The organism is Candidatus Nomurabacteria bacterium (assembly GCA_023898565.1).
Lineage (GTDB): Bacteria > Patescibacteriota > Minisyncoccia > Phycocordibacterales > UBA918 > OLB19.
In genome coordinates, this window is sequence record CP060228.1 from 932712 (window position 1) to 951732 (window position 19021).

The following is a 19021-nucleotide window of genomic DNA, read 5'->3' on the forward strand; positions in this document are numbered from 1 at the left end:
TAGTCTCTGATGAGGTCAGTTCGGCAGTCTGAGGACCCCCGTTTATTAGCCAAGCAACTGCTCCTACCAGCACCGCACACACCCCAAGCAGTAGTAAAATTGGCTTTGCTTGTGTTGCAAGATCATTCTTCATACCTACCTATTTCTTTACCACTTGAATAGTAATAGTTTTCTTCTTACTGCCGATTACCAGTTCAATTTCATGTGTGCCAAGAGATTTAATTGGTGCGGCAATTTTAAGCATTGCGGCATCTATGTCGATTCCTTTTTCTTTTGCAGCCGTCACCACATCTGCTTCATGCACGGCCTGAAAGAGGTGTTCTTGTTCGTTCGCCTCAGCCGCAACTAGTAATGCTTCTGCAGTGAGAGCTGCCACCGCTGCATCAAAACGTGCTTCGTTAGCCTCTTTAGAAGCAGTAGTATCAGCCTGGCGCTTTTCAATCTTTTTAAGATTAACAGCTGTTGCTGGCTCAGCCATTTTCTTTGGAATAAGTTGATTAATGGCGTATCCATCTGGCACCTCAACCACACTAAAGCGCCGTCCAATTTTTGCTACATCTTGTAGAAGAATCACTTTCATATCGTTATATTAGCTTCCCGTAAACTACACGCGGTTGTGTATTGTGGTTGATATAATACCAAAACCAACCTTTATTCTCCAGCCTCAATCGAATCAGACGATTCGCTAATCACTGTTTTACCAGACAAAAATCGCACTGCCGCTTCTTTTTGCGGATCAACGTTATTCTGCCGATCTTCAATTGTGCGACTAATCACAATGTCCGGTGACAGTCCGCCATCAGAGATTGAAGTACCATTTGGTGTCAACCAGCGAGCTACAGTCACTTTCAGTGATGCGCCATCATCCAGGGTTACCAACTCCTGCACTGAACCCTTTCCAAAGGTCTGCGCGCCAATTACCGTTGCAACGCCGTGATCCTTAAGCGCGCCAGCTAAAATCTCAGAAGCTGAAGCAGAGCCGCCATCTACTAATACTACTAGATTTTGCGGGGTAAAATGTTGAATTTGTCGACCTCGGCTACGAAATACTTCCCCTTCTTTTCCTCCACCAAAATCTTCACTCACAACCACTTTTCCTGCCGGCAAAAAGTAGCTGGCAATAGCTACTGCACTCTGCAGAAAGCCACCCGGATTGCCACGAAGATCAATCGCCAAAGTCTTTGCTCCACTTTTTGTGTACTCTTCTAATGCTTTAGCGACCTCAGACTCAGCGATGGCATTGAAGCTATATAGCGCTATGATAAAAGTGCCATCAACTTGCTCGGTGCGCACTGTTGGAATATTGATGGTATCACGCGTAATAGAGATAGTCTGGAATTCAGTTGCCCCTTCTCGATATATTTGCAACTCAACTATCGTTCCCTTCTCACCGCGAATAAGACTTACTGCCTCATCGATACTCATATCCTCCGTACTTGAGCCGTTAATCTTTACGATTGCATCTCCCGCCATCATTCCCGCTCGCTCGGCCGGTGTATCAGGGAGCGGTGCGATGACTGTAATAATCTTGTCGCGTAAACCAACCTCCATACCAACACCGCTGAAGTTGCCAGAAATATCTTCACTAAATTTCTCTGCATCAGCTGGAGGCATGTACACTGTGTACGGATCGTCATAAGAATCAACCAAGCCGTCTATTGCACCTTGGATGCGTTCTTCATCTGTTTGTTTGCTGGTGGAGCTACTTACGACAAATTTCTCTTCGAGCAAGTCCCACACCTTCCAAAATTCAGCCAAGTCTGGGCGAGTTTCTATTGCTGCCTTCGTTTGACCATTGGCACTAAAAATACTAAAGAGACTAGCTGGTTGCGCTGAAGAACTTACCCAAACGCCACGTCCGATTTGCATCCCAGAAATAAATGCACCAAGTGCAAACAAGAACGCAAGTGAAATTCCAAGACCCCAGCTAGAACGACCTTGCGTTTTTTCCGTTCTGGCTACAGGGATATTTTTAGGTGCAAATGACATTAGCGCTATTATCGCACAAAGCAGACTGAGGCCAAAATGATGTCTGGTGACACGTGATTTTAATTCAGTTTCTGCTACACTATCCTCATGTTTAGCCGTTTATTTGGACCCAAAACACCTGTGATCACTAGAGATATTACCCTGCTCAATACCGAGTCTGGCAAGCAAGAAGTTTTTTCTCCCCTCAGCGACAAGACCGTAAAAATGTACAGCTGTGGTCCAACCGTGTACGACTACGCCCATATTGGCAATCTGCGGTCGTATGTGTTTGCTGACATAGTGAAGCGTACGCTGATTCGAAATGGCTACCTCGTAGAGCACACCATAAATTTCACTGACTTCGGCCACCTCTCCGACGACGGTGACGCTGGCGAAGATAAAATGATGAAAGGCCTTAAACGTGAAGGACTTCCGGTCACGCTTGACGCCATGACACAGCTCTCTGAGCGCTACATCAAAGCCTTCAAAGAAGACATGGATGAACTCCGTATCTTGCCACCCACTACCTACGCCCGCGCCAGCGAATACGTAAAGAAGCAAATCGCACTGGTAAAATCACTCGACGAAAAAGGCTTTACCTACGAAACCTCAGACGGCGTGTATTTTGATATTGCCAAATTCCCGACCTACGGCCGTCTCGGCAAAATTAATCTAGAAAATCTAAAAAGCGGCGCTCGCGTCGAAGTAAATACTGAAAAGCGACATCCGGCTGATTTTGCCGTTTGGAAAAAGGGTGAGCTTGGCTGGGACAGTCGCTGGGGCAAAGGTTTTCCGGGGTGGCACATTGAGTGTTCGGCTATGGCCATGGACACGCTTGGTAAGCAGATTGATATTCACACCGGTGGCATCGACCACATCCCCGTCCACCACAACGCCGAAATCGCCCAAAGCGAATCAGTCACGGGAAAGCAGTTTGTGAAATACTGGATGCACAATGCGTTTATCACTATCGATAACACCAAGGTATCGAAGTCACTCGGCAATACTATTACCATGCGCCATTTGCGTGATCGCGGCTTTTCCGGCGATGACTACCGCTACTGGCTCCTTACTGCCCACTACCGTTCACCGATTAATTTCTCCTGGGAGGCACTGAAGGCCGCCAAGCAAGCCCTCTTCCGCCTCAAACGTCATGTCTATGAAGACTTCAAGCAGAAAACTGCTACGCCAGACAGTACGTACCTAGAACGCTTTGACACCTGCCTCGCCAACGACTTCGACACTGCCGGCGCAATTGCCGTGCTGTGGGAAATGCTCAAAGACACTAAGCTCGATAACAAAGTAAAATGTGGCACGCTGATGTCGATGGACGAAGTGCTCGATATTGGCTTGTCTGACGACATCTACGATGGTGTACGCTCTCTTGGGGTGGTTGGTTCGGATGATTTGCCCGAAAAAATTCAAGCGCTCATCGATGAGCGCGAGGCAGCGCGCATTGCTCGCAACTGGGAAATGGCGGATGTACTCCGCGACAAAATCAAGCTGGAAGGCTACGAAATTGAAGACACTGCCCAAGGACCAAAAGTGACAAAAGTATAGTAATAAAAGATAAACCAGCGCGGCGCCCACGAAGTGGGCGCCGCTTTGGTTTATCCCCTCCCTCCACAACCATGTGTAAAACACGTCAACTCTCAGCAACATCACTGCGTGATAGAATTCTAATCACGTATGTCTGAACACAATCGCTCACTGCGCACTCCGCCGCAAAACGTCGACGCCGAACGCGCCCTTCTCGGAGCCATTATTCTCAAACCCGATGTGATGCACGACATCTCCGTGACTATTTGGCCTGAGAGCTTTTACGCTGACAAGCATGCCATGATCTTCAAGGCGATTGCTACCCTCTTCTCCGGTGGCAATCCAATTGACACCGTCTCTGTCGTTACCACACTTAAAGAAATGAACCAGCTCGACCGCGTGGGCGGTGCTGCGTATATCACTGAACTCATCGAGCAGGTACCAGCAGCCGGTAACGCCATGTACTATGCGACTCAGGTGCAAAACAAAGCCACCCTACGCAACCTCATTCATGCCGCTGACGACATAGCTGAAATCGGCTACTCTGACCCAGAGACGGTAGACGAAGCGCTCGACCAAGCTGAGAAAAAAATCTTCCAAGCTACGCAGGCGCCTTCATCACAAAAATTCCGCCCGATTGGAAGCGCTTTGCATGAAGCCTGGGAACGCTTTGAACACCTCGCAGAAAACCCACAAGAAAAGCGTGGTGTACCGTCTGGCTTTACTGCCCTTGATAACCTTCTCGCCGGATTTCAGAAGTCTGACCTGGTCATTTTGGCAGCGCGACCGTCTATGGGTAAAACTACCTTTGCGCTCGACCTCGCTCGTAACGCAGCGCTTATCGGCGGTGCCCATGTCGGTATTTTTTCTCTTGAAATGTCTGACCAGCAGCTCGTGGATCGCATGCTCGCAGCTGAGTCTGGCGTAGACTCATGGAAGTTACGCACCGGAAAACTGTCGAGTGACAGTGAGTACGAAGCACTTCAGCAGGCCATGGAAAAACTCAGCAAAGCACCAATCCACATTATCGACGAAGCGTCAATGAACATCGTAAAAATGCGCTCTGCTGCCAGGCGCCTTAAAAATGAGTACGGCCTCGACATGTTAATTGTCGACTATCTCCAACTCATGAGCCCCACTCTCACCAAGGGCAGTGACAGCATGGTGCAGCAAATTACCGAGATTTCTCGGTCGCTCAAAATTTTGGCTAAGGAGATGGAGATTCCTGTTATCGCTCTCTCCCAGCTTTCGCGTGCAGTTGAACAACGTGGCGGTAAGCCACGCCTTTCCGACCTCCGTGACTCTGGCTCAATCGAGCAGGATGCCGACGTTGTGATGTTCATCCATCGTGAAGACAAGATGAACAAAGACAAAGAACCCGAGCGACCAAACATCGCTGAGATTCTCGTCGAGAAGCATCGTAACGGCGCCGTAGGCGCAGCCGAACTCTACTTCGACGGTCAGCATGTACGCTTCCTTAATCTCGACACTCACCACGCTGCAGCCGGCGGCGGACATGGCGGCGGCGATGATTTTTAATTTGCTTGCCACAAAAAGGAAGACTTATTGGTTGCAGCGAAACTCTGGAGCCGAAGAGCTTGGTCTTTTTTTGGGAAAGTCTTCGGCGAAGCGTCAGTATCAGCCCGCCGGAGGCTGATACGTTCGTGGAAATCAATAAGTCTTCCTTTTCTCACTGAAAATCACAGTGTTATAATCAACCTTCATGAACAACCTCGACAAGCTCATCTCTCTCTTTGAATCCTTCCCAGGCGTCGGCGCGCGACAAGCGAAGCGTTTTGCGTTTTATGTACTTACTATGCCCGAAGCAGACACCAAGGAGCTTGCACGGCTAGTCTCAGAGCTCAAAGGTAGCGTGGTGGAATGTGCGAGTTGTCACCGATTTTACGTAAGCCAACAAGGCACTACGTGCTCTATCTGCAATTCGCAAAACCGTGATCACAACCGCCTCTTGGTGGTGGAACGTGATAGCGACGTACAAGCCATTGAACGCGCGGGAGTATATGACGGCCTATACTTCGTACTTGGGGGCACCGTGCCACTGTTACATAACTCTGAAAACAACAAGCTTCGTGGCGCCGCCCTCAAAGCAACTGTCGAGGCTCGCCTACCCGAAGGTCTTACTGAGATCATTCTTGGCTTTTCTATCAATCCCGACGGTGAAAACACCGCTCGTTTTGTGGAGTCAATTCTCTCTCCAGTACTGCCTGAAACCACCAAGCTCACCCACCTCGGCCGCGGCCTCTCAACCGGCAGCGAGCTCGAATACGCTGACCCAGAGACCATCAAAAGTGCACTCAATAATCGCAACTAATTAATTCTGACCATTAAAATAATAAAACCTCCCGGTTGGGAGGTTTTATTATTTGATTGAATCAATCTTGATCAAAGCGTAATGCTGACGATGTCCAATGCGTCGGTCGCGGTTACTCTTAGCCTTGTAGCGGATGATAGTCAACTTAGGACCCTTCTTCTCGCCTAGGTAGGTAGCCTTTACCTTAGTACCAGTAGTTGGAGCGCCGATTGCTGCCTTGCTACCATCATCAGTCATGAGGGTATCAAACTCAATCTTATCGCCCTCCTTATGATCACCAAGGAGCTCAACTTGCAAAGTATCACCTTCGCGAACCACGTACTGCTTACCGCCGGTAGCGATAACCGCAAATGGTGCTGTGTTGGTTGTTTCTGTTGCCATAGTGCGCGCTATAGTACTAGAAATAGTTGTTTTTTGCAATAGCTGGGCTGGGCAGTGAATGGCGCGCCCAAAGGGCGCGCCGAGAGCTTATTCATCCTGCTTTTGCGGCTTATCGAGCGTGAGCACGTCCATATCGATTGATTCCCCTGTAATTCGGGTTACGTCCTTATCAATCTTATTGAGCTCTTTGTAGCCAGCGTTGTAGTGATTGACCGTCGTAGCCAGTGTATTCCCCAGCTTTTGGTAATAATCCTCATACTTCGCAATATGCCCGGAGAGCTTCTCCACATTCTTAATAATATCCTGCGCTCGCTCTTCAATCTCAAGTGCCTTGAGCCCTTGAAGCACTGTCTGTAGATACGCCAAAAATGACGTTGGCGACACGATAATCACCTTATACTTACCTGCTGCGCGCTGAATGAGATTTTCCTCCCCGGCCCCGACTTTGTTAGACAGCAGGTCGTAATAAATTCCTTCATGGGGAATAAACATAAACGCAAAGTCAGTCGTCTTTTCTGACGGACGAATATACTTGGCAGTTTCAGTAATACGGAGTTTGAGATCATTTACAAAGGCTTTTTCAAACTGCACCTTCTCCGCCCCGTCGGCTGCTTCGACAAAACGATTGTAGTTTTCAAGTGAAAACTTAGAGTCAACCGGAATCACCTTCCCTTTTACAAACACGGCCGCATCAACAATCTCACCATCATCAAAAGAGTACTGCATCTGGAAGCTTTCCGGCGGGAGTACATTTTGAAGCACTGTCTCGAGATAATATTCACCGAGAATACCGCGCTGCTTTGGGTTTTTCAGAATATTCTGCAGCTCCTTCAGCTGATCAGCCACCTGAAAGACCTGCTTGGAGCTCTCACTCACTTCAGTCGTCTTCTGCACCACATTGCGCAGCTGTTCATTCATCTCTTTATTGATTTCCTGAATCAATTCTCGACTTTCACGAAATTGCGATCGACTCCCCTCCTGCATCGCCTTATTGGCCTCATGCAAACGAGTGTCCATAGTGCGAGACATCTCTTGGAGCTGCTGCTGCAAGAGCAGCATACTCTCAGAATCATCTTTCCTTTCTTCCTTCGGCTGCAGCAACTTATAGACCACAAATACATTCACCAACAAAAGCACTATTATCAGACCAATCAAAACAATTTCCATATGCGGTACATCATACCATTTCCTTTTTACCATGATAAAATTACAGACAATCTATCAAGGAGACTCTTGTAGGATACCTGAAACAGACCTCGCGAAGCAGGGTTTTTGTCAAGAGGCGAAGCCTCTTTATTAAAATCCGTTGCGAGCGGAGAGCTTGACTCGTGTCTGTTGAAGGTATACTACAATAGTCTAAACAAATCATTTATGTCACTACACGAACAGATAAAAGGCCAACTCAAAGAAGCATTGAAAGCCAAGGAGCAGGTGCGCTTGCGTACCGTTCGCAGCATGTTGACCGCCTTCACGAATGAACTTGTAGCAACCAGCCGCACGCCACAGGACATGCTCCGGGACGACGAAGTGCTCGCCGTAATCAAGCGCCTTGCAAAGCAGCGCAAAGACTCAATTGAGCAATACGAAGCCGCTAATCGCCCAGAGCTAGCAGTGCCAGAAAAAGAGGAATTGGTAGTACTTGAAAGTTATCTTCCGCAGATGATGAGTCAGGAAGAAATCCGCCCAGTAGCAGAAGCGAAGAAGGCCGAACTTGGGATTGAAGACAAGAACAAGCTTGGCGTGCTCGTTGGTGCAGTGATGAAAGAGCTGGCTGGCAAAGCCGATGGTTCTGATGTAAAGTCAGTAGCAGAATCACTTTTCTAAAGAGATAAGGAATTACTACCATGAAATCATTTGAGAACTCGTTTCCACCAAATCACACGCAAAAACTTCTTGATGACATTAGCAGTTTGAAACGTCAGATTGATGGTTGCAATCTCTCTTCAGACATAGATGGTGCAAGGGAGCTTGCGGGGCGATTAGCTGAATTGCAGTCAGAACTCGAGGAGCTGCGAAAAGCAGACCATGAAAAGACGAGGCTTTTTGATGAAGAAAGCAAGGCTATCGATTACGAGAGAAAAGAATGGGAAGCCACGAGAGAAAAAAATCATCTCGAAAACACTCTACCCTACGACCCAAATGAAGTCGATGCTATATTGACAGACATGAATCGAGAAAGTGAGTACCCTGAAGCAATTCCTCCTACCGTACGAACACTCAATACCACTGAGGAAGAGATTGCGGAGGCTCGTGCAAAAATCAATCGGCAGATCAAAGAAATGAAAGCTGAACGATATTAATTAAACCCGCAAACAGTACGCGGGTTTATTTATTCTGAAGAGTATATGCATCCTTAACTGCGAACTCACCCACTCTAGTGCGGTGGAGATTTTGGAGAGTGGCTGGGTAGCCAAGGCGGCGGCCGAGCTCTTCGGCGAGCGAGCGAATGTAGGTGCCCGAGCCGACCGCAAAACGAATAGTTGCCACTGCTCGGCCGCCGCCGACAGACACATCGACCAACCCTACCTCATCAACACGCATAGTGCGCACTGGCACTTCGGTTACCACTTCTCCCTTCCGCTCGGCCTTGCGTGCTCGTTTGTACATTGGTATACCGTCTACTTTTATCGCGCTGTACGCAGAAACAGGGAGTGTCAGTTCGCCGAGCATGTCGGTGAGGATGGCGGAGATTTTGCTTTGCAAAATCTCCGCCATCTCAACCACGTCCTTCACTTCCAACACCTCACCCTCCAAGTCTCCCGTACTGCGTCGCTCACCTAAGCGCACTTCGGCCACATACTCTTTCTCGAGCTTCGTAAGTGACGTTAATTGCTTGGTGCCCTTCCCAACCCCAATAATCATCAGTCCAGTGGCCAGTGGGTCGAGTGTCCCTGCATGTCCCATTTTGGGAGCTTTCACCCCCTCATGTTCAGCCGAATACCGCCGACGCAAACGACGAATCACGTCAAATGACGTGATTCCTTTAGGTTTATCTATGAGTAGTATTTCTTGCTCCCAATTCATCTACACAAATGCTACTAGTTTAACTAAGAAGAAGACAAAGAAAATGAGCATGGCCACACCCTCCCATTTCTGTACCTGTCTGGCCAAACCGTTGATAAAAAGAATTAGTGAGGCGGCCACAAAAATCCAAATACCAAGTTCCATAACAACCTCACCTGCTTCAAGCGGCATAATAAGACCAGGAATACCGACCACCATCAAAATATTAAAGGCATTTGAGCCAAAGATATTTCCAATCGCAAGGTCAGTTTCTTTGGTCTTAAGTGCCTGCAGAGACACAAAAAGCTCAGGAAGTGACGTACCAATCGCAATCGCTCCGATTGAAACAAGACCAATTGGAATGGAGAGCCCGGTTGCGATATTTACCGCCATATCTACGGTGTACTTTGCACCAACTAGTACTGCAGCTACACCACAAATAGTAAAGACAACTGAACGAAGCGTGATTTTCCCTCTGCCATTTTTAACGGCCATTTCCTTTTTGGCTTCGTTGTCTGAAGAAAATAAGTACCAGATATAAGCACAAAATGTTGCAAATAAAAGTGCTGACTCTACGCGATCAATTACACCGTCGTACACACTAGCTACAAAGTGCACCGTCGCAATGAAAAAAATTGGCAATTCGGTCTTTAACAGATTCTTGTTAATCATGACAGGACCTCCAAGCGCCGCCAGCACACCAACAATCAAAAGGATGTTGGTGATATTAGAACCAACAGCGTTCGCTATCGCAATTTCTGAAGACCCAGCTAAAACCGCAGCAATAGAGGAAGCAAGTTCAGGCAGCGATGTGCCAATACCCACAATCAAGACTCCGATCGCGAACGAACTCATGCCGAGCGCGGCGCCGATCTGCTTGGCTCCTTCAATAAAAAGATCGGCGCCGCGAATCAACACAAAAAGTGCCACCAATAATATTCCACTCCACTGTGCCAGTTGTATTAAATCCATATTGACTGAGTATACCTTATAACACCAAAAGCGCTGGGTTAACGACCAACACTGCCCCAAGCAAAAGCATGAGCAGCCCGCCAATCAAGAGTGATAATTGTGCGTACTTACCACCGTGTGATTGTAATTTTCCATAGCCCCAAATTGCGAGACCAAACACAATTAAATCATCAACCATGTAGCCAATAGTGTAGATAAAGATGTACCACTGACGCTCCATAAAGGTCAGCATATTAAGCTCAAGAATCTTGGTGTACGCCTGCGGAATACCGATTGAACACGCAAACTCAATAATATTCACTGAAAACGCAATCACAAGAATCGCCGCAATTGACGCAATGGTAACTGGCTGGTTTACAATCGCCTTGAACTTATCAATGGTGCGTGATTGTGACTCAATGTCCGTAATATCACAAACTAAATCCGCTGACTTATTCTTATTCCAGCGATGCAAGAAGAAGATACCACCACCAAGTGCGAGCACGCCCACAAATGGCGTCACATACTGATCAAGCGCGATAAAGTCCCACGTCTTGTACCAAACATTGAGAATAAGGTTGTACATGATTGCCTCAGCCACGATGAAGATGCCCGCTAAGAAGATCATTTTCTGGCGACTGCCAGCTTGCGACAGAATAACCAGGAAAGTGATAAGCACCCACATCGCGCAAGGATTGAAGCCGTCAATCACCCCGAGAATAGCGGAGAGCGAGAAGAGCGAGAACGACTTAAGATCAACCACTCCAAAAAACGGCAAATCAAAAATGTAACCCATTTGATCTGTGCCCAACTCACATTCAAGGTCTGTACAACCACCACCAAGGATCACTTCTTGCTGCGGCGCACGTTCTAAGTGAGCCTGAATGGAGTTGATGTCCGTTTTTTTTGCCGCTTCAACAGCCGCACGAATACTCGCGCCTGTAGTATCAGGACCATCAAATCCAGCAATTACCCGCTCACCAACTACGGTAATTGGAGTAATTTTCGCTGCCTCGTGTTTTTCAGCGACCTGATCATACCAATCTCGTGCCTGTGAATCAGTCACAATGTTCAAGTATTCATACCGCAAATCATCCTGTGTTTCTATCCAGGCAAATAACTTCTTACAGAATCCGCAGTCATCGCGGCCAAAGATAAAGACGGTCGGATTTTCGGTCACCATCGGCGCTTCTTCTTGCGCTGATATTGGGCTAGTAAAAAGTCCGAAGAGGACCACGAGAGCACCGAGGCTCGCCAGAATTTTTCTCATGAACAGCATAGTAACACGAAAGCAGGGCCGGCGCCGTAGGCGCCGGCCCTGCTTTCTTAATTACTCAACATACTTGATAAAATCACCATACCCAGCCGCTTCCATCTCACCGAGTGGGATAAATTTGAGCGCCGCACCATTCATACAGTATCGCAGTCCAGTACTGTCTTTGGGACCATCAGTAAAGACATGGCCGAGATGGTTATCTGCAATCGCTGAGCGAACTTCGGTACGGGTTGAAAATAGCTTTTTGTCCTCATGCTCAGTTACCGCCGCTTCAGAAATTGGCTTCGTAAATGACGGCCACCCGGTACCAGAATCATATTTATCTTTTGAAGAATACAGCGGTTCACCTGAAAGAATATCAACGTAAATTCCTGGCTCGTAATTTTTATCAAGTGGACTGGTGCCGGCACGCTCAGTCCCTTCTTCTTGCGTCACTTTAAATGCCAGCTCACTCAGCTGTTCTTCAAGAACCTCTTTGGCTGGTTTTTTGTATGCATCCCACATATATGATTGGTTAGTGATGGTTGATTGGTTGCGCCACGGCAAATCCGAACGATGATCATTAATTCCCCAGTACTTAATAATAAAATCATCTCGACCTGAAGCATTGCGGTAATACTGATACTTTAGATGAGACAGTGTGCCCTTATAATAATCTTGGTGGTATTCCTCTGCTGGCCAGAATGTTTGTCGCTTCTCCACATCAATCGCAAGCGGCTTGTCATACGGACCATGCTCGTTCACTTCAGCAATCAAGTTATCAATAATTTCTTTCTGCTCAGCAGTTTCGTAGTAAAAGGCTGAAGAATACTTATCTCCTCGATCATGAAAAGTCCCGTCATCATCGGTCGGGTCCGTAGTTTTCATGGTCACGATTAAAATATCTTCAAACGACACTACATTAGCATCGTATGAAACCTCTACTACTTCTCGGTGACCACCTGCACCGTAATTTTTGTACGTAGGATTTTCAGTGGTGCCACCAGAATACCCAGACACGACACTAATAACTCCTGACACCTTCTCTAGATCAGACTCAACGCACCAAAAACAGCCGCCGGCCACAACCATTGTCTGCACATTTGGAGTGGCTGGCGGCAACGGAGAATCTTCCACCACCGGCTTTGACGTAGCGGCAATACTTGTTACTTCTGGCAACGTCTTTACCTCCTCGTCTGGCGAAGCGGGAGAGTCTTCCTCCTCTACTACCACTGTCTCATTAGCTGTCTCAAACGCCTCAGACATGGTGTCGTTAACTGCAACTTCTTCACTACCGGGCGTTACTACCTCCTCTATCGACACCGGAGCAGGGACAGGCTCTGGCGTATTTTGACCAAAGCCAAAAAGTGCTGCGATTGAAATAAAGAGACTACTCAAAAAATCCATACTGTGTAGTATTACGTAATGATTAACTCATCAATTGATACTGCTGCGGCGCTCAAATATTTCAAACAAGCTGACGGAGTCATGCATCAGCTACTTACGAACGCCTTCAAATCAAACCGCTCGCTTAGAATTCCCACTCCAAAAAAACCAGATGAGCACTTCACCAGCCTCATGAATGCCATTATCGGACAGCAGATTAGCACCAAAGCAGCTGCTTCGGTGCGGAAAAACGTCACTAATTTTCTTGGTAGACTTACTCCTGAAAATGTACAGAATGCAGACTTTGACGAGCTAAAGGCCTGCGGACTTTCAAACCAAAAGACCAAGTACCTAAAACACAACGCTGAGGTTTGGCACGAAATTCCCTACGGGAATTTCGTGCATCTTGAAAACGAAGCAATCATCACCGAACTGATCAAACTCTACGGCATTGGTCGCTGGACGGCCGAGATGTTTCTCATCTTTTCACTCGCCCGAGCAGATGTCTTTTCCTATGGCGACCTCGGACTTATGAAGAGCCTGCTCCAGCAGTACAACTACAAACCACACTATGTCCGCAAGATTCGCACGACTGTGGAGCGCTGGTCGCCACATCAGACACTGGCGTCACTGGCGCTATGGCATGCGCTTGATAACGAGCCTGCACCGCAGTAAGCACAGCCACAGAATGTCCAAGCGTGTCGATAGCGCGTAGCTCCGCAACGCGCGCTTGATAGTCAGGAATCTGCTCCCCCACCAAATCCCAAAACGCCTGCCCATGATTAAGCTCTTTTAGGTGACACAACTCATGCACAATGATGTAGTCCTGGAGATGTGGCGGCAGGAGGAGAATTTTGTAATTAAAATTGAGATTTTTGAGCGAAGTACACGTCCCCCAGCAGCGGCGCTGATTGCGAATCGCGACACGATTCCACTTGAGATTGTAATGTGTATTAAAATGCGCCAGGCGCGCGAGCACCAGCTCGCGCGCTGCTTCTTTATTTTCTACGTAGTGTTTTGTCACACTACTGGCGCGGCGGCGCGACCTAATTTTTAGGGAGACTTTAGTCGACCATAAAAATGGAAGTGCTCTTGTAGTGCGCCGCCGCGCCCCCTTACGCTTTCTCCCCCAACCAAACATACAGCATATAATAGCAAACCCCTCAGAAAGAGGGGTGCCTGAGAAAGTTGCTACTCCTGAATCCTATCAAGAGCATACAACAAACCAATAATGAACGATACAAAACTTACCACTCCAGCAAGGAGCGTTACGCCAAACGGGAAACTTGAGTGGTGTGCAATGAGGGTGATTCCAAATGAAATAACTGACATCACCATGAAGTACATAACACCAATCGAAAAAACACTGTTATTACTTACGCCACTAATCATGACTCTAGCTCCAAGAAAAACCTATACTAAACATAGGATATACAACAGTTTTGTCAACGGACAAACTACCAATTCAAGTATGTGATCGAAAACTGCAAGACTGTTGCAAAACTCACCCACAGCAAATACGGAACTTGTAGATACGCAATCGTTTTTGAGTACCGCCAGACTGCACACATTGCCCATACGATAGTCCCCCATACCAGCACAATATCAAGCGCTGCCAACCAGAGATTTTGGAGACCAAACTGAATCGGGGTAAATACAAGATTAAAAACGAGATTGAGCGCAAAAGGTAGTGCAACATACTTTGGCCACGCACCGCGCCACACCTGCCAAAAGACGTACCCAAAGCTCCCCACAATCAGCAAATAAAGCACACCCCACACCGGACCAAACACCTCAGCCGGCGGCGCCCAGCTCGGCTGCAGCCAAGTAGTATAAATTTCTTGTTCGTTCATATATATAAACTACCACACCGACTCACCACCTACCCCTTCAAGCAAATACTGCATCCGTGCCAAACGCACCCAGACATAGTCATACTTCTCTCCTGCTGCTTCATAAATTGGCTTGAGTTTTTCGGTGCCGTGATGGTCCATGGCGGTAAACAAAATCTCACGCGCTTCGCGCCAGTCGATATCTTTTGGCTCGAGGTGTGCGATGTTTTCTGAGGTAAGCTCCTTATCTTCGACGAGACGCTCTACATGCGTCCAGACAGTTGTCTCGGTAAGGTCGCGCGCGACTGAAATGTCGTGAATCCCCTTTCCTTCAAGTAGCATATCTTTAGTGACTGCATACGTACTCTCGGCCTTCACGCGCGCTGCACCACTACGCACCACACCCACCTCATCATCGGCCGGTACTTTGCCGCCGTGCGCTACCACAAAGCGCTCATGCATTTCGAGCACTTCACTATCATCCATTTCGATAAAGGCGTCTTCGGCCATTTCCGATTCCTGATGGAATTTTTTATCATAGTCCACCACCTTTGGATCTACCTGAAGCGCATTTGGATGCATCCCCAAAACCTTGAGCCCATCTAGTGAACGCACACGCGAAAGCGCCACATACCCCTGTCCATACACAAAGGCTCGCGAGAGATCAATCTCCGCCGCATCAAGCGACATCCCCTGGCTTTTATGTACGGTAATCGCCCACGCCAAGCGCAGCGGCAGCTGCTCAATCGCCGCCAAGACTTTCTGGTCTTCCATCATTTCCCAACTAGCTGGCTTAATGAGAATTTCTCGTCCGTCTGGCGTCTCAATCACTGGAAAGCCTTCATCAAAGCGAATCACGCGCGCCAGTGTACCGTTTACATATCCCGCTTCAAAATTATTCTTGGTACACATCACCATTGCATCTTCCTTGAGAATGAGCTGCTCAGGTGAGAGGCAGTTTTTGGCGAGCGCTTCCACGAGCTGCTTATTACCTGTCCCCTTCATGGTGTAGCGCTTGGCGCCACCCGGAAGCTTCACCAGCTCACCAGCATTGACCGAATCCACATCGGCATTGTGCGTATAGAGGCGCGTCGGCTCGATATTCTCGTAGGCAATTTCAGTTTGCTCCTGTAGTAAGGTGTAGTGTTCCTCTTCAATTTCATTACGACGAATTGAACCAAGTAGCCCCAAAAGCATCTCGTCTTCCTGACGATGCTGTTCGGTGAGATAGCAAATGAGTGGCTTCATATTGAGCCACGCCTTGCTCTCAAAGGCATACACCATAATGTCGCCTTGCCGTGTCACCGGCGGCAATTGAAAAAAGTCACCAATACACACCACCTGCAGCCCGCCAAACGGCTCACTAGACTGCCGCACCGTGCGAGCAATCTGATCTACCATATCAAGCCCGCGACCATCGAGCATGGAGATTTCATCAATCACCAATACATGCGCTTTTTTAATTCGCTTCACCACGCGTTCGCGTCCAGCGATTTGGTCGAGGTCGTACGGAGTCAGTTCATTCTTCACCCCGAAGCCGCTCCAGGAGTGGATAGTCATGCCGCCAATGTGCGTGGCTGCGATACCAGTCGAAGCCGTCACCGCTACACTAAGCCCAGCCGCCTCCAGCCAGGCAATGTACTGATTGATTACATACGTCTTGCCCGCCCCGGGTTCACCAGTGAGAAAAGCATTTGCTCCCGTCTTCAGAATATCCAGCGCGCGGTCTTGTGTCATAGGCGTAAGGATACCATAGGTAAATTTACGTTGACAAAACCTCTTTTAGCAGCAAGAATACGGACTGACTTTGTTCCATCCACTTTCAAGGAGAAAACCATGGCTCAAGACGGCGCCATGCCGGCAGTACTTACCATTCCGTTCTCGATGCAACCTGCGGAAGGAACCTACAAGATTATTGCGCAGCTTTCGGAGGTCTTGACCGACGAAGTCAAACAGCTCATTGCCGAGTATTACCAACTTCTGCAAGACGCTGATAAACACCTCGAGGCATTCAAGAGGACGGAAGCGGCAGATGACTGCAATCAATACATGGATCTCGTAAACTATAAGATGCGCATGCTCCACGAGCGCATCATGGACATCGTGCGCCTTAAAACCAACCACAAAAAGCCTTTCTTCTTGATTAACCCAGCGGCCGTTGCAGTCATGCTAAGCGACGCTGAAGAAAAAATGGTGCACGAAGACACCGCCTCATACTGACGAGCCATCGTCACCAACACCGCCTCACTCGAGGCGGTTGTTTTCTTATATATGTGAAAAACAAACTGAACGAAACAATATACACGGTATACTAGTAGTAATGCCACGTTCTTCAGGTAGTACAACAAAAGTAAAAAGTACAAAAACAACCGTTGCTAAAAAGAAAGCACCGGCAAAGCGCGCTGCGCGAAAAGCAGTTACTAGTAAGAAGCCATCAGCTGCTGCAATTGCAAATGTAGCAAAGAAAATCCAAAAGACCACCGACGTAAAACGTAACCCACTCGGTCACTTACTCATCGAAAAAACCCTGCGCGAAGCTGGCTTCCGCGGTGGTATTTCGACCAAAAAAGACTTGCTTGATACCTACAGTACCGATGAGAGTATTTTCAGCATTCGACCACAGGTAGTACTCCAGCCAAAAAACCGCCGCGACGTTGAAATTGCAACTACCGTAGTCGGCAAAGAGACCAAACGCTTCGAATCTCTTTCACTTACCCCACGCGCAGCCGGGACTGGCCTTGGCGGCGGTTCACTCACCGACTCCATCGTGATTGATGTCTGCGCTCACCTCCGCCACATTGGCGAAGTGGTTGAGAAGAAAGACAAAATCACCTTCACCTGTGAACCAGGCGCAATGTGGCGCGACGTCGAAAAGAAACTGAAAGAACATGATGCCTATCTCCCACCATACCCAGCTTCTAAGGATATTTGTAGTGTCGGCGGCTCAGTCGCCAACAACGCCGCTGGCCCTGACTCACTTCGCCATGGCCACTGTGCTGACTGGGTAGAATCACTGGATGTTGTACTACACGATGGACACACCTACACCATCAAGCCGCTTTCCTACCGTGAGTTCCAAGCACTCATCAAACAAGATCACGAGCATGCTCGTATCGCGCGCGAAGTATTTGAGCTCATCAAGAAAAATGAAAAAGAAATCCAAAAGAACAAGCCTGAAACCAAAAAGAATAGTGCTGGTTACCCACTCTGGAACGTGATGCCACAGGGTGTGACGAAGTTTAAGAAAGGTGAAGGCAGCTTCGATCTCACTCGCCTCATTTCTGGTAGTCAGGGCACTATCGGCATCATGACAAGCATCACCATGCGTGCGCTTCGTATTCCGAAGAACACCACGCTCATTGCTGTGCCTATTTTCAATCTTGAAGATGCGGCTGATGCAATTGTAAAAGCACTTACGTTCAATCCGATCAATGTTGAAGTATTTGATGCACTCACTTTCGACCTAGCACTCCGCAATCCGAGCTTCTTCAAAGACCGACTCAGTGGCGCTGCGTACTACCGTGTCATGCTTTCAATGTACACCACGTACCACGTGCGATTCCGCCGTAAGACACCAGAATTTACCGTGCTTATCACCCTCGATGAGGATACGACCGACGCCACCCCTGCCGCTGAAATTGCCGAGAGCATCAGTAGTAAGGGCGTGCGAGCACGTGTGGTAAACAATCCAGTCGAAGCAGAAATGTTCTGGCAGATTCGCCGCGCAAGCTACACCCTTTCTAAGTTCCAAGACACCACCAAGCGCCCAGCCGCTTTCCTTGAAGACATGACCGTTCCGCCAGAAAATCTCTCAAAGTTCTTCATTCAAGTAAAGGCACTTCTCAAGGAATTCAATGTCACTGCAGCAGTGCACGGGCACGGCGGCAACGGCCACTTCCACTTCTACCCGCTCTTAGACTTCACCAACAAGACCACCCCTGCCCTGGTAGAAAAGATGTCTGAAAAGTTCTTCAGCACAGCAGTAAAATTCCACGGCAACATCTGTGGTGAACACAACGACGGCATCATCCGCACCCCGCACCTCTCGAAGATGTTCTCAAAGAAAATGCTCGAACTCTTCAAAGAGACCGAAGCCCTTTTCGATCCAGACGACATCTTCAATCCTGGCAAGAAAGTAAATCCACGATTCGACATCAAGGAAAGCATGCGAACAAGAAACAATTAAAATTAAAAAACTGCGCCAAGAGCGCAGTTTTTTAATTGACTCCCCACCAACACCCCTTTCCTCTCTTTGGTTTTTTTGATATAACTAGGGCCAAATTTATGGGCATCCGCCACCATAAATTTGGCCCTATCGTCTAACGGCTAGGACACATGGTTCTCATCCATGAAATCGGGGTTCGATTCCCCGTA

19 protein-coding genes are annotated in these 19021 nt (G+C 48.1%); 8 read left to right on the forward strand and 11 right to left on the reverse strand.

Features of this window, described 5'->3' with window-relative positions; genetic code table 11:
- Nucleotides 1–139: 139 nt before the first annotated feature.
- Nucleotides 140–580, reverse strand: coding sequence for a 50S ribosomal protein L9 (rplI, locus tag H6780_04800; protein USN88777.1), 441 nt, complete (start codon nucleotides 578–580; stop codon nucleotides 140–142).
- 71 nt (nucleotides 581–651) lie between these two features.
- On the reverse strand, nucleotides 652–1989 hold the full coding sequence (locus tag H6780_04805; GenBank protein USN88778.1) for a S41 family peptidase: 1338 nt from the start codon (nucleotides 1987–1989) through the stop codon (nucleotides 652–654).
- An 87-nt stretch (nucleotides 1990–2076) separates the two neighbouring features.
- Between H6780_04805 and H6780_04810 the strand changes: the two genes are divergently transcribed.
- From H6780_04810 to recR, 3 genes are all read left to right on the forward strand, one after another.
- Nucleotides 2077–3528, forward strand: a complete 1452-nt coding sequence (locus tag H6780_04810) for a cysteine--tRNA ligase (protein USN88779.1) — start codon at nucleotides 2077–2079, stop codon at nucleotides 3526–3528.
- Between the two features lie 129 nt (nucleotides 3529–3657).
- Nucleotides 3658–5046 (forward strand): replicative DNA helicase, encoded by a 1389-nt coding sequence (gene dnaB, locus H6780_04815; GenBank protein USN88780.1) that lies wholly within the window; start codon nucleotides 3658–3660, stop codon nucleotides 5044–5046.
- Between the two features lie 184 nt (nucleotides 5047–5230).
- The gene (gene recR / locus H6780_04820; GenBank protein ID USN88781.1) at nucleotides 5231–5839 is read left to right on the forward strand and encodes a recombination protein RecR; all 609 of its coding nucleotides are present in this window, start codon (nucleotides 5231–5233) and stop codon (nucleotides 5837–5839) included.
- Nucleotides 5840–5887: 48 nt separating this feature from the next.
- On the opposite strand, the gene rplU is transcribed toward recR, so the two are convergent.
- Together rplU and H6780_04830 are read right to left on the reverse strand one after the other, a co-directional pair.
- Nucleotides 5888–6220: a 50S ribosomal protein L21 gene (gene rplU, locus H6780_04825; GenBank protein ID USN88782.1), complete on the reverse strand. Its 333-nt coding sequence runs from the start codon at nucleotides 6218–6220 to the stop codon at nucleotides 5888–5890.
- Nucleotides 6221–6307: 87 nt separating this feature from the next.
- The gene (locus H6780_04830; protein ID USN89264.1) at nucleotides 6308–7387 is read right to left on the reverse strand and encodes a DNA recombination protein RmuC; all 1080 of its coding nucleotides are present in this window, start codon (nucleotides 7385–7387) and stop codon (nucleotides 6308–6310) included.
- Nucleotides 7388–7591: 204 nt separating this feature from the next.
- On the opposite strand from H6780_04830, the gene H6780_04835 reads away from it, so the two are divergent.
- Both H6780_04835 and H6780_04840 read left to right on the forward strand, forming a co-directional pair.
- On the forward strand, nucleotides 7592–8044 hold the full coding sequence (locus H6780_04835; GenBank protein ID USN88783.1) for a GatB/YqeY domain-containing protein: 453 nt from the start codon (nucleotides 7592–7594) through the stop codon (nucleotides 8042–8044).
- Nucleotides 8045–8064: 20 nt separating this feature from the next.
- Nucleotides 8065–8520 (forward strand): hypothetical protein, encoded by a 456-nt coding sequence (locus H6780_04840; GenBank protein USN88784.1) that lies wholly within the window; start codon nucleotides 8065–8067, stop codon nucleotides 8518–8520.
- A gap of 25 nt (nucleotides 8521–8545) precedes the next feature.
- Here H6780_04840 and truB read toward each other — a convergent pair whose 3' ends face one another.
- Genes truB through msrB form a run of 4 tightly spaced genes read right to left on the reverse strand, consistent with a single transcriptional unit; the run spans nucleotide 8546 to nucleotide 12836 of the window.
- On the reverse strand, nucleotides 8546–9244 hold the full coding sequence (truB, locus tag H6780_04845) for a tRNA pseudouridine(55) synthase TruB (GenBank protein USN88785.1): 699 nt from the start codon (nucleotides 9242–9244) through the stop codon (nucleotides 8546–8548).
- Complete coding sequence (locus H6780_04850) at nucleotides 9245–10195, reverse strand: calcium/sodium antiporter (protein ID USN88786.1); 951 nt, start codon at nucleotides 10193–10195, stop codon at nucleotides 9245–9247.
- 16 nt (nucleotides 10196–10211) lie between these two features.
- Nucleotides 10212–11444 carry a glutaredoxin gene (locus H6780_04855; protein ID USN88787.1) on the reverse strand — a complete coding sequence of 411 codons (1233 nt, stop codon included), beginning with the start codon at nucleotides 11442–11444 and terminating at the stop codon, nucleotides 10212–10214.
- A 60-nt stretch (nucleotides 11445–11504) separates the two neighbouring features.
- Nucleotides 11505–12836, reverse strand: coding sequence for a peptide-methionine (R)-S-oxide reductase MsrB (msrB, locus tag H6780_04860; GenBank protein ID USN88788.1), 1332 nt, complete (start codon nucleotides 12834–12836; stop codon nucleotides 11505–11507).
- Between the two features lie 18 nt (nucleotides 12837–12854).
- On the opposite strand from msrB, the gene H6780_04865 reads away from it, so the two are divergent.
- Nucleotides 12855–13490, forward strand: coding sequence for a DNA-3-methyladenine glycosylase 2 family protein (locus H6780_04865; GenBank protein USN88789.1), 636 nt, complete (start codon nucleotides 12855–12857; stop codon nucleotides 13488–13490).
- A gap of 516 nt (nucleotides 13491–14006) precedes the next feature.
- Here H6780_04865 and H6780_04870 read toward each other — a convergent pair.
- The 3 genes from H6780_04870 to H6780_04880 all read right to left on the reverse strand — a co-directional run bounded on the left by H6780_04870 (nucleotide 14007) and on the right by H6780_04880 (nucleotide 16384).
- A complete protein-coding gene (locus H6780_04870; GenBank protein ID USN88790.1) occupies nucleotides 14007–14207 on the reverse strand; it encodes a hypothetical protein in 201 nt (66 codons plus the stop codon).
- Between the two features lie 65 nt (nucleotides 14208–14272).
- A complete protein-coding gene (locus tag H6780_04875; GenBank protein USN88791.1) occupies nucleotides 14273–14668 on the reverse strand; it encodes a tryptophan-rich sensory protein in 396 nt (131 codons plus the stop codon).
- A 9-nt stretch (nucleotides 14669–14677) separates the two neighbouring features.
- The gene (locus H6780_04880) at nucleotides 14678–16384 is read right to left on the reverse strand and encodes an AAA family ATPase (GenBank protein ID USN88792.1); all 1707 of its coding nucleotides are present in this window, start codon (nucleotides 16382–16384) and stop codon (nucleotides 14678–14680) included.
- Between the two features lie 99 nt (nucleotides 16385–16483).
- Here H6780_04880 and H6780_04885 point away from each other — a divergent pair, with 99 nt between their 5' ends.
- On the forward strand, nucleotides 16484–16867 hold the full coding sequence (locus H6780_04885; protein USN88793.1) for a hypothetical protein: 384 nt from the start codon (nucleotides 16484–16486) through the stop codon (nucleotides 16865–16867).
- Nucleotides 16868–16967: 100 nt separating this feature from the next.
- The gene (locus H6780_04890) at nucleotides 16968–18833 is read left to right on the forward strand and encodes an FAD-binding oxidoreductase (GenBank protein ID USN88794.1); all 1866 of its coding nucleotides are present in this window, start codon (nucleotides 16968–16970) and stop codon (nucleotides 18831–18833) included.
- The last annotated feature ends 188 nt before the right edge of the window (nucleotides 18834–19021 follow it).

Coding starts and splice junctions, on each gene's coding strand:
- H6780_04835 (USN88783.1), top strand. CDS start 7,592: ATGTCACTACACGAACAGATAAAAGGCCAACTCAAAGAAGCATTGAAA.
- H6780_04885 (USN88793.1), top strand. CDS start 16,484: ATGGCTCAAGACGGCGCCATGCCGGCAGTACTTACCATTCCGTTCTCG.
- H6780_04840 (USN88784.1), top strand. CDS start 8,065: ATGAAATCATTTGAGAACTCGTTTCCACCAAATCACACGCAAAAACTT.
- H6780_04830 (USN89264.1), bottom strand. CDS start 7,387: ATGGAAATTGTTTTGATTGGTCTGATAATAGTGCTTTTGTTGGTGAAT.
- H6780_04890 (USN88794.1), top strand. CDS start 16,968: ATGCCACGTTCTTCAGGTAGTACAACAAAAGTAAAAAGTACAAAAACA.
- H6780_04865 (USN88789.1), top strand. CDS start 12,855: ATGATTAACTCATCAATTGATACTGCTGCGGCGCTCAAATATTTCAAA.
- dnaB (USN88780.1), top strand. CDS start 3,658: ATGTCTGAACACAATCGCTCACTGCGCACTCCGCCGCAAAACGTCGAC.
- H6780_04805 (USN88778.1), bottom strand. CDS start 1,989: ATGTCATTTGCACCTAAAAATATCCCTGTAGCCAGAACGGAAAAAACG.
- H6780_04855 (USN88787.1), bottom strand. CDS start 11,444: ATGAGAAAAATTCTGGCGAGCCTCGGTGCTCTCGTGGTCCTCTTCGGA.
- H6780_04875 (USN88791.1), bottom strand. CDS start 14,668: ATGAACGAACAAGAAATTTATACTACTTGGCTGCAGCCGAGCTGGGCG.
- msrB (USN88788.1), bottom strand. CDS start 12,836: ATGGATTTTTTGAGTAGTCTCTTTATTTCAATCGCAGCACTTTTTGGC.
- H6780_04880 (USN88792.1), bottom strand. CDS start 16,384: ATGACACAAGACCGCGCGCTGGATATTCTGAAGACGGGAGCAAATGCT.
- rplI (USN88777.1), bottom strand. CDS start 580: ATGAAAGTGATTCTTCTACAAGATGTAGCAAAAATTGGACGGCGCTTT.
- H6780_04850 (USN88786.1), bottom strand. CDS start 10,195: ATGGATTTAATACAACTGGCACAGTGGAGTGGAATATTATTGGTGGCA.
- rplU (USN88782.1), bottom strand. CDS start 6,220: ATGGCAACAGAAACAACCAACACAGCACCATTTGCGGTTATCGCTACC.
- H6780_04870 (USN88790.1), bottom strand. CDS start 14,207: ATGATTAGTGGCGTAAGTAATAACAGTGTTTTTTCGATTGGTGTTATG.
- H6780_04810 (USN88779.1), top strand. CDS start 2,077: ATGTTTAGCCGTTTATTTGGACCCAAAACACCTGTGATCACTAGAGAT.
- recR (USN88781.1), top strand. CDS start 5,231: ATGAACAACCTCGACAAGCTCATCTCTCTCTTTGAATCCTTCCCAGGC.
- truB (USN88785.1), bottom strand. CDS start 9,244: ATGAATTGGGAGCAAGAAATACTACTCATAGATAAACCTAAAGGAATC.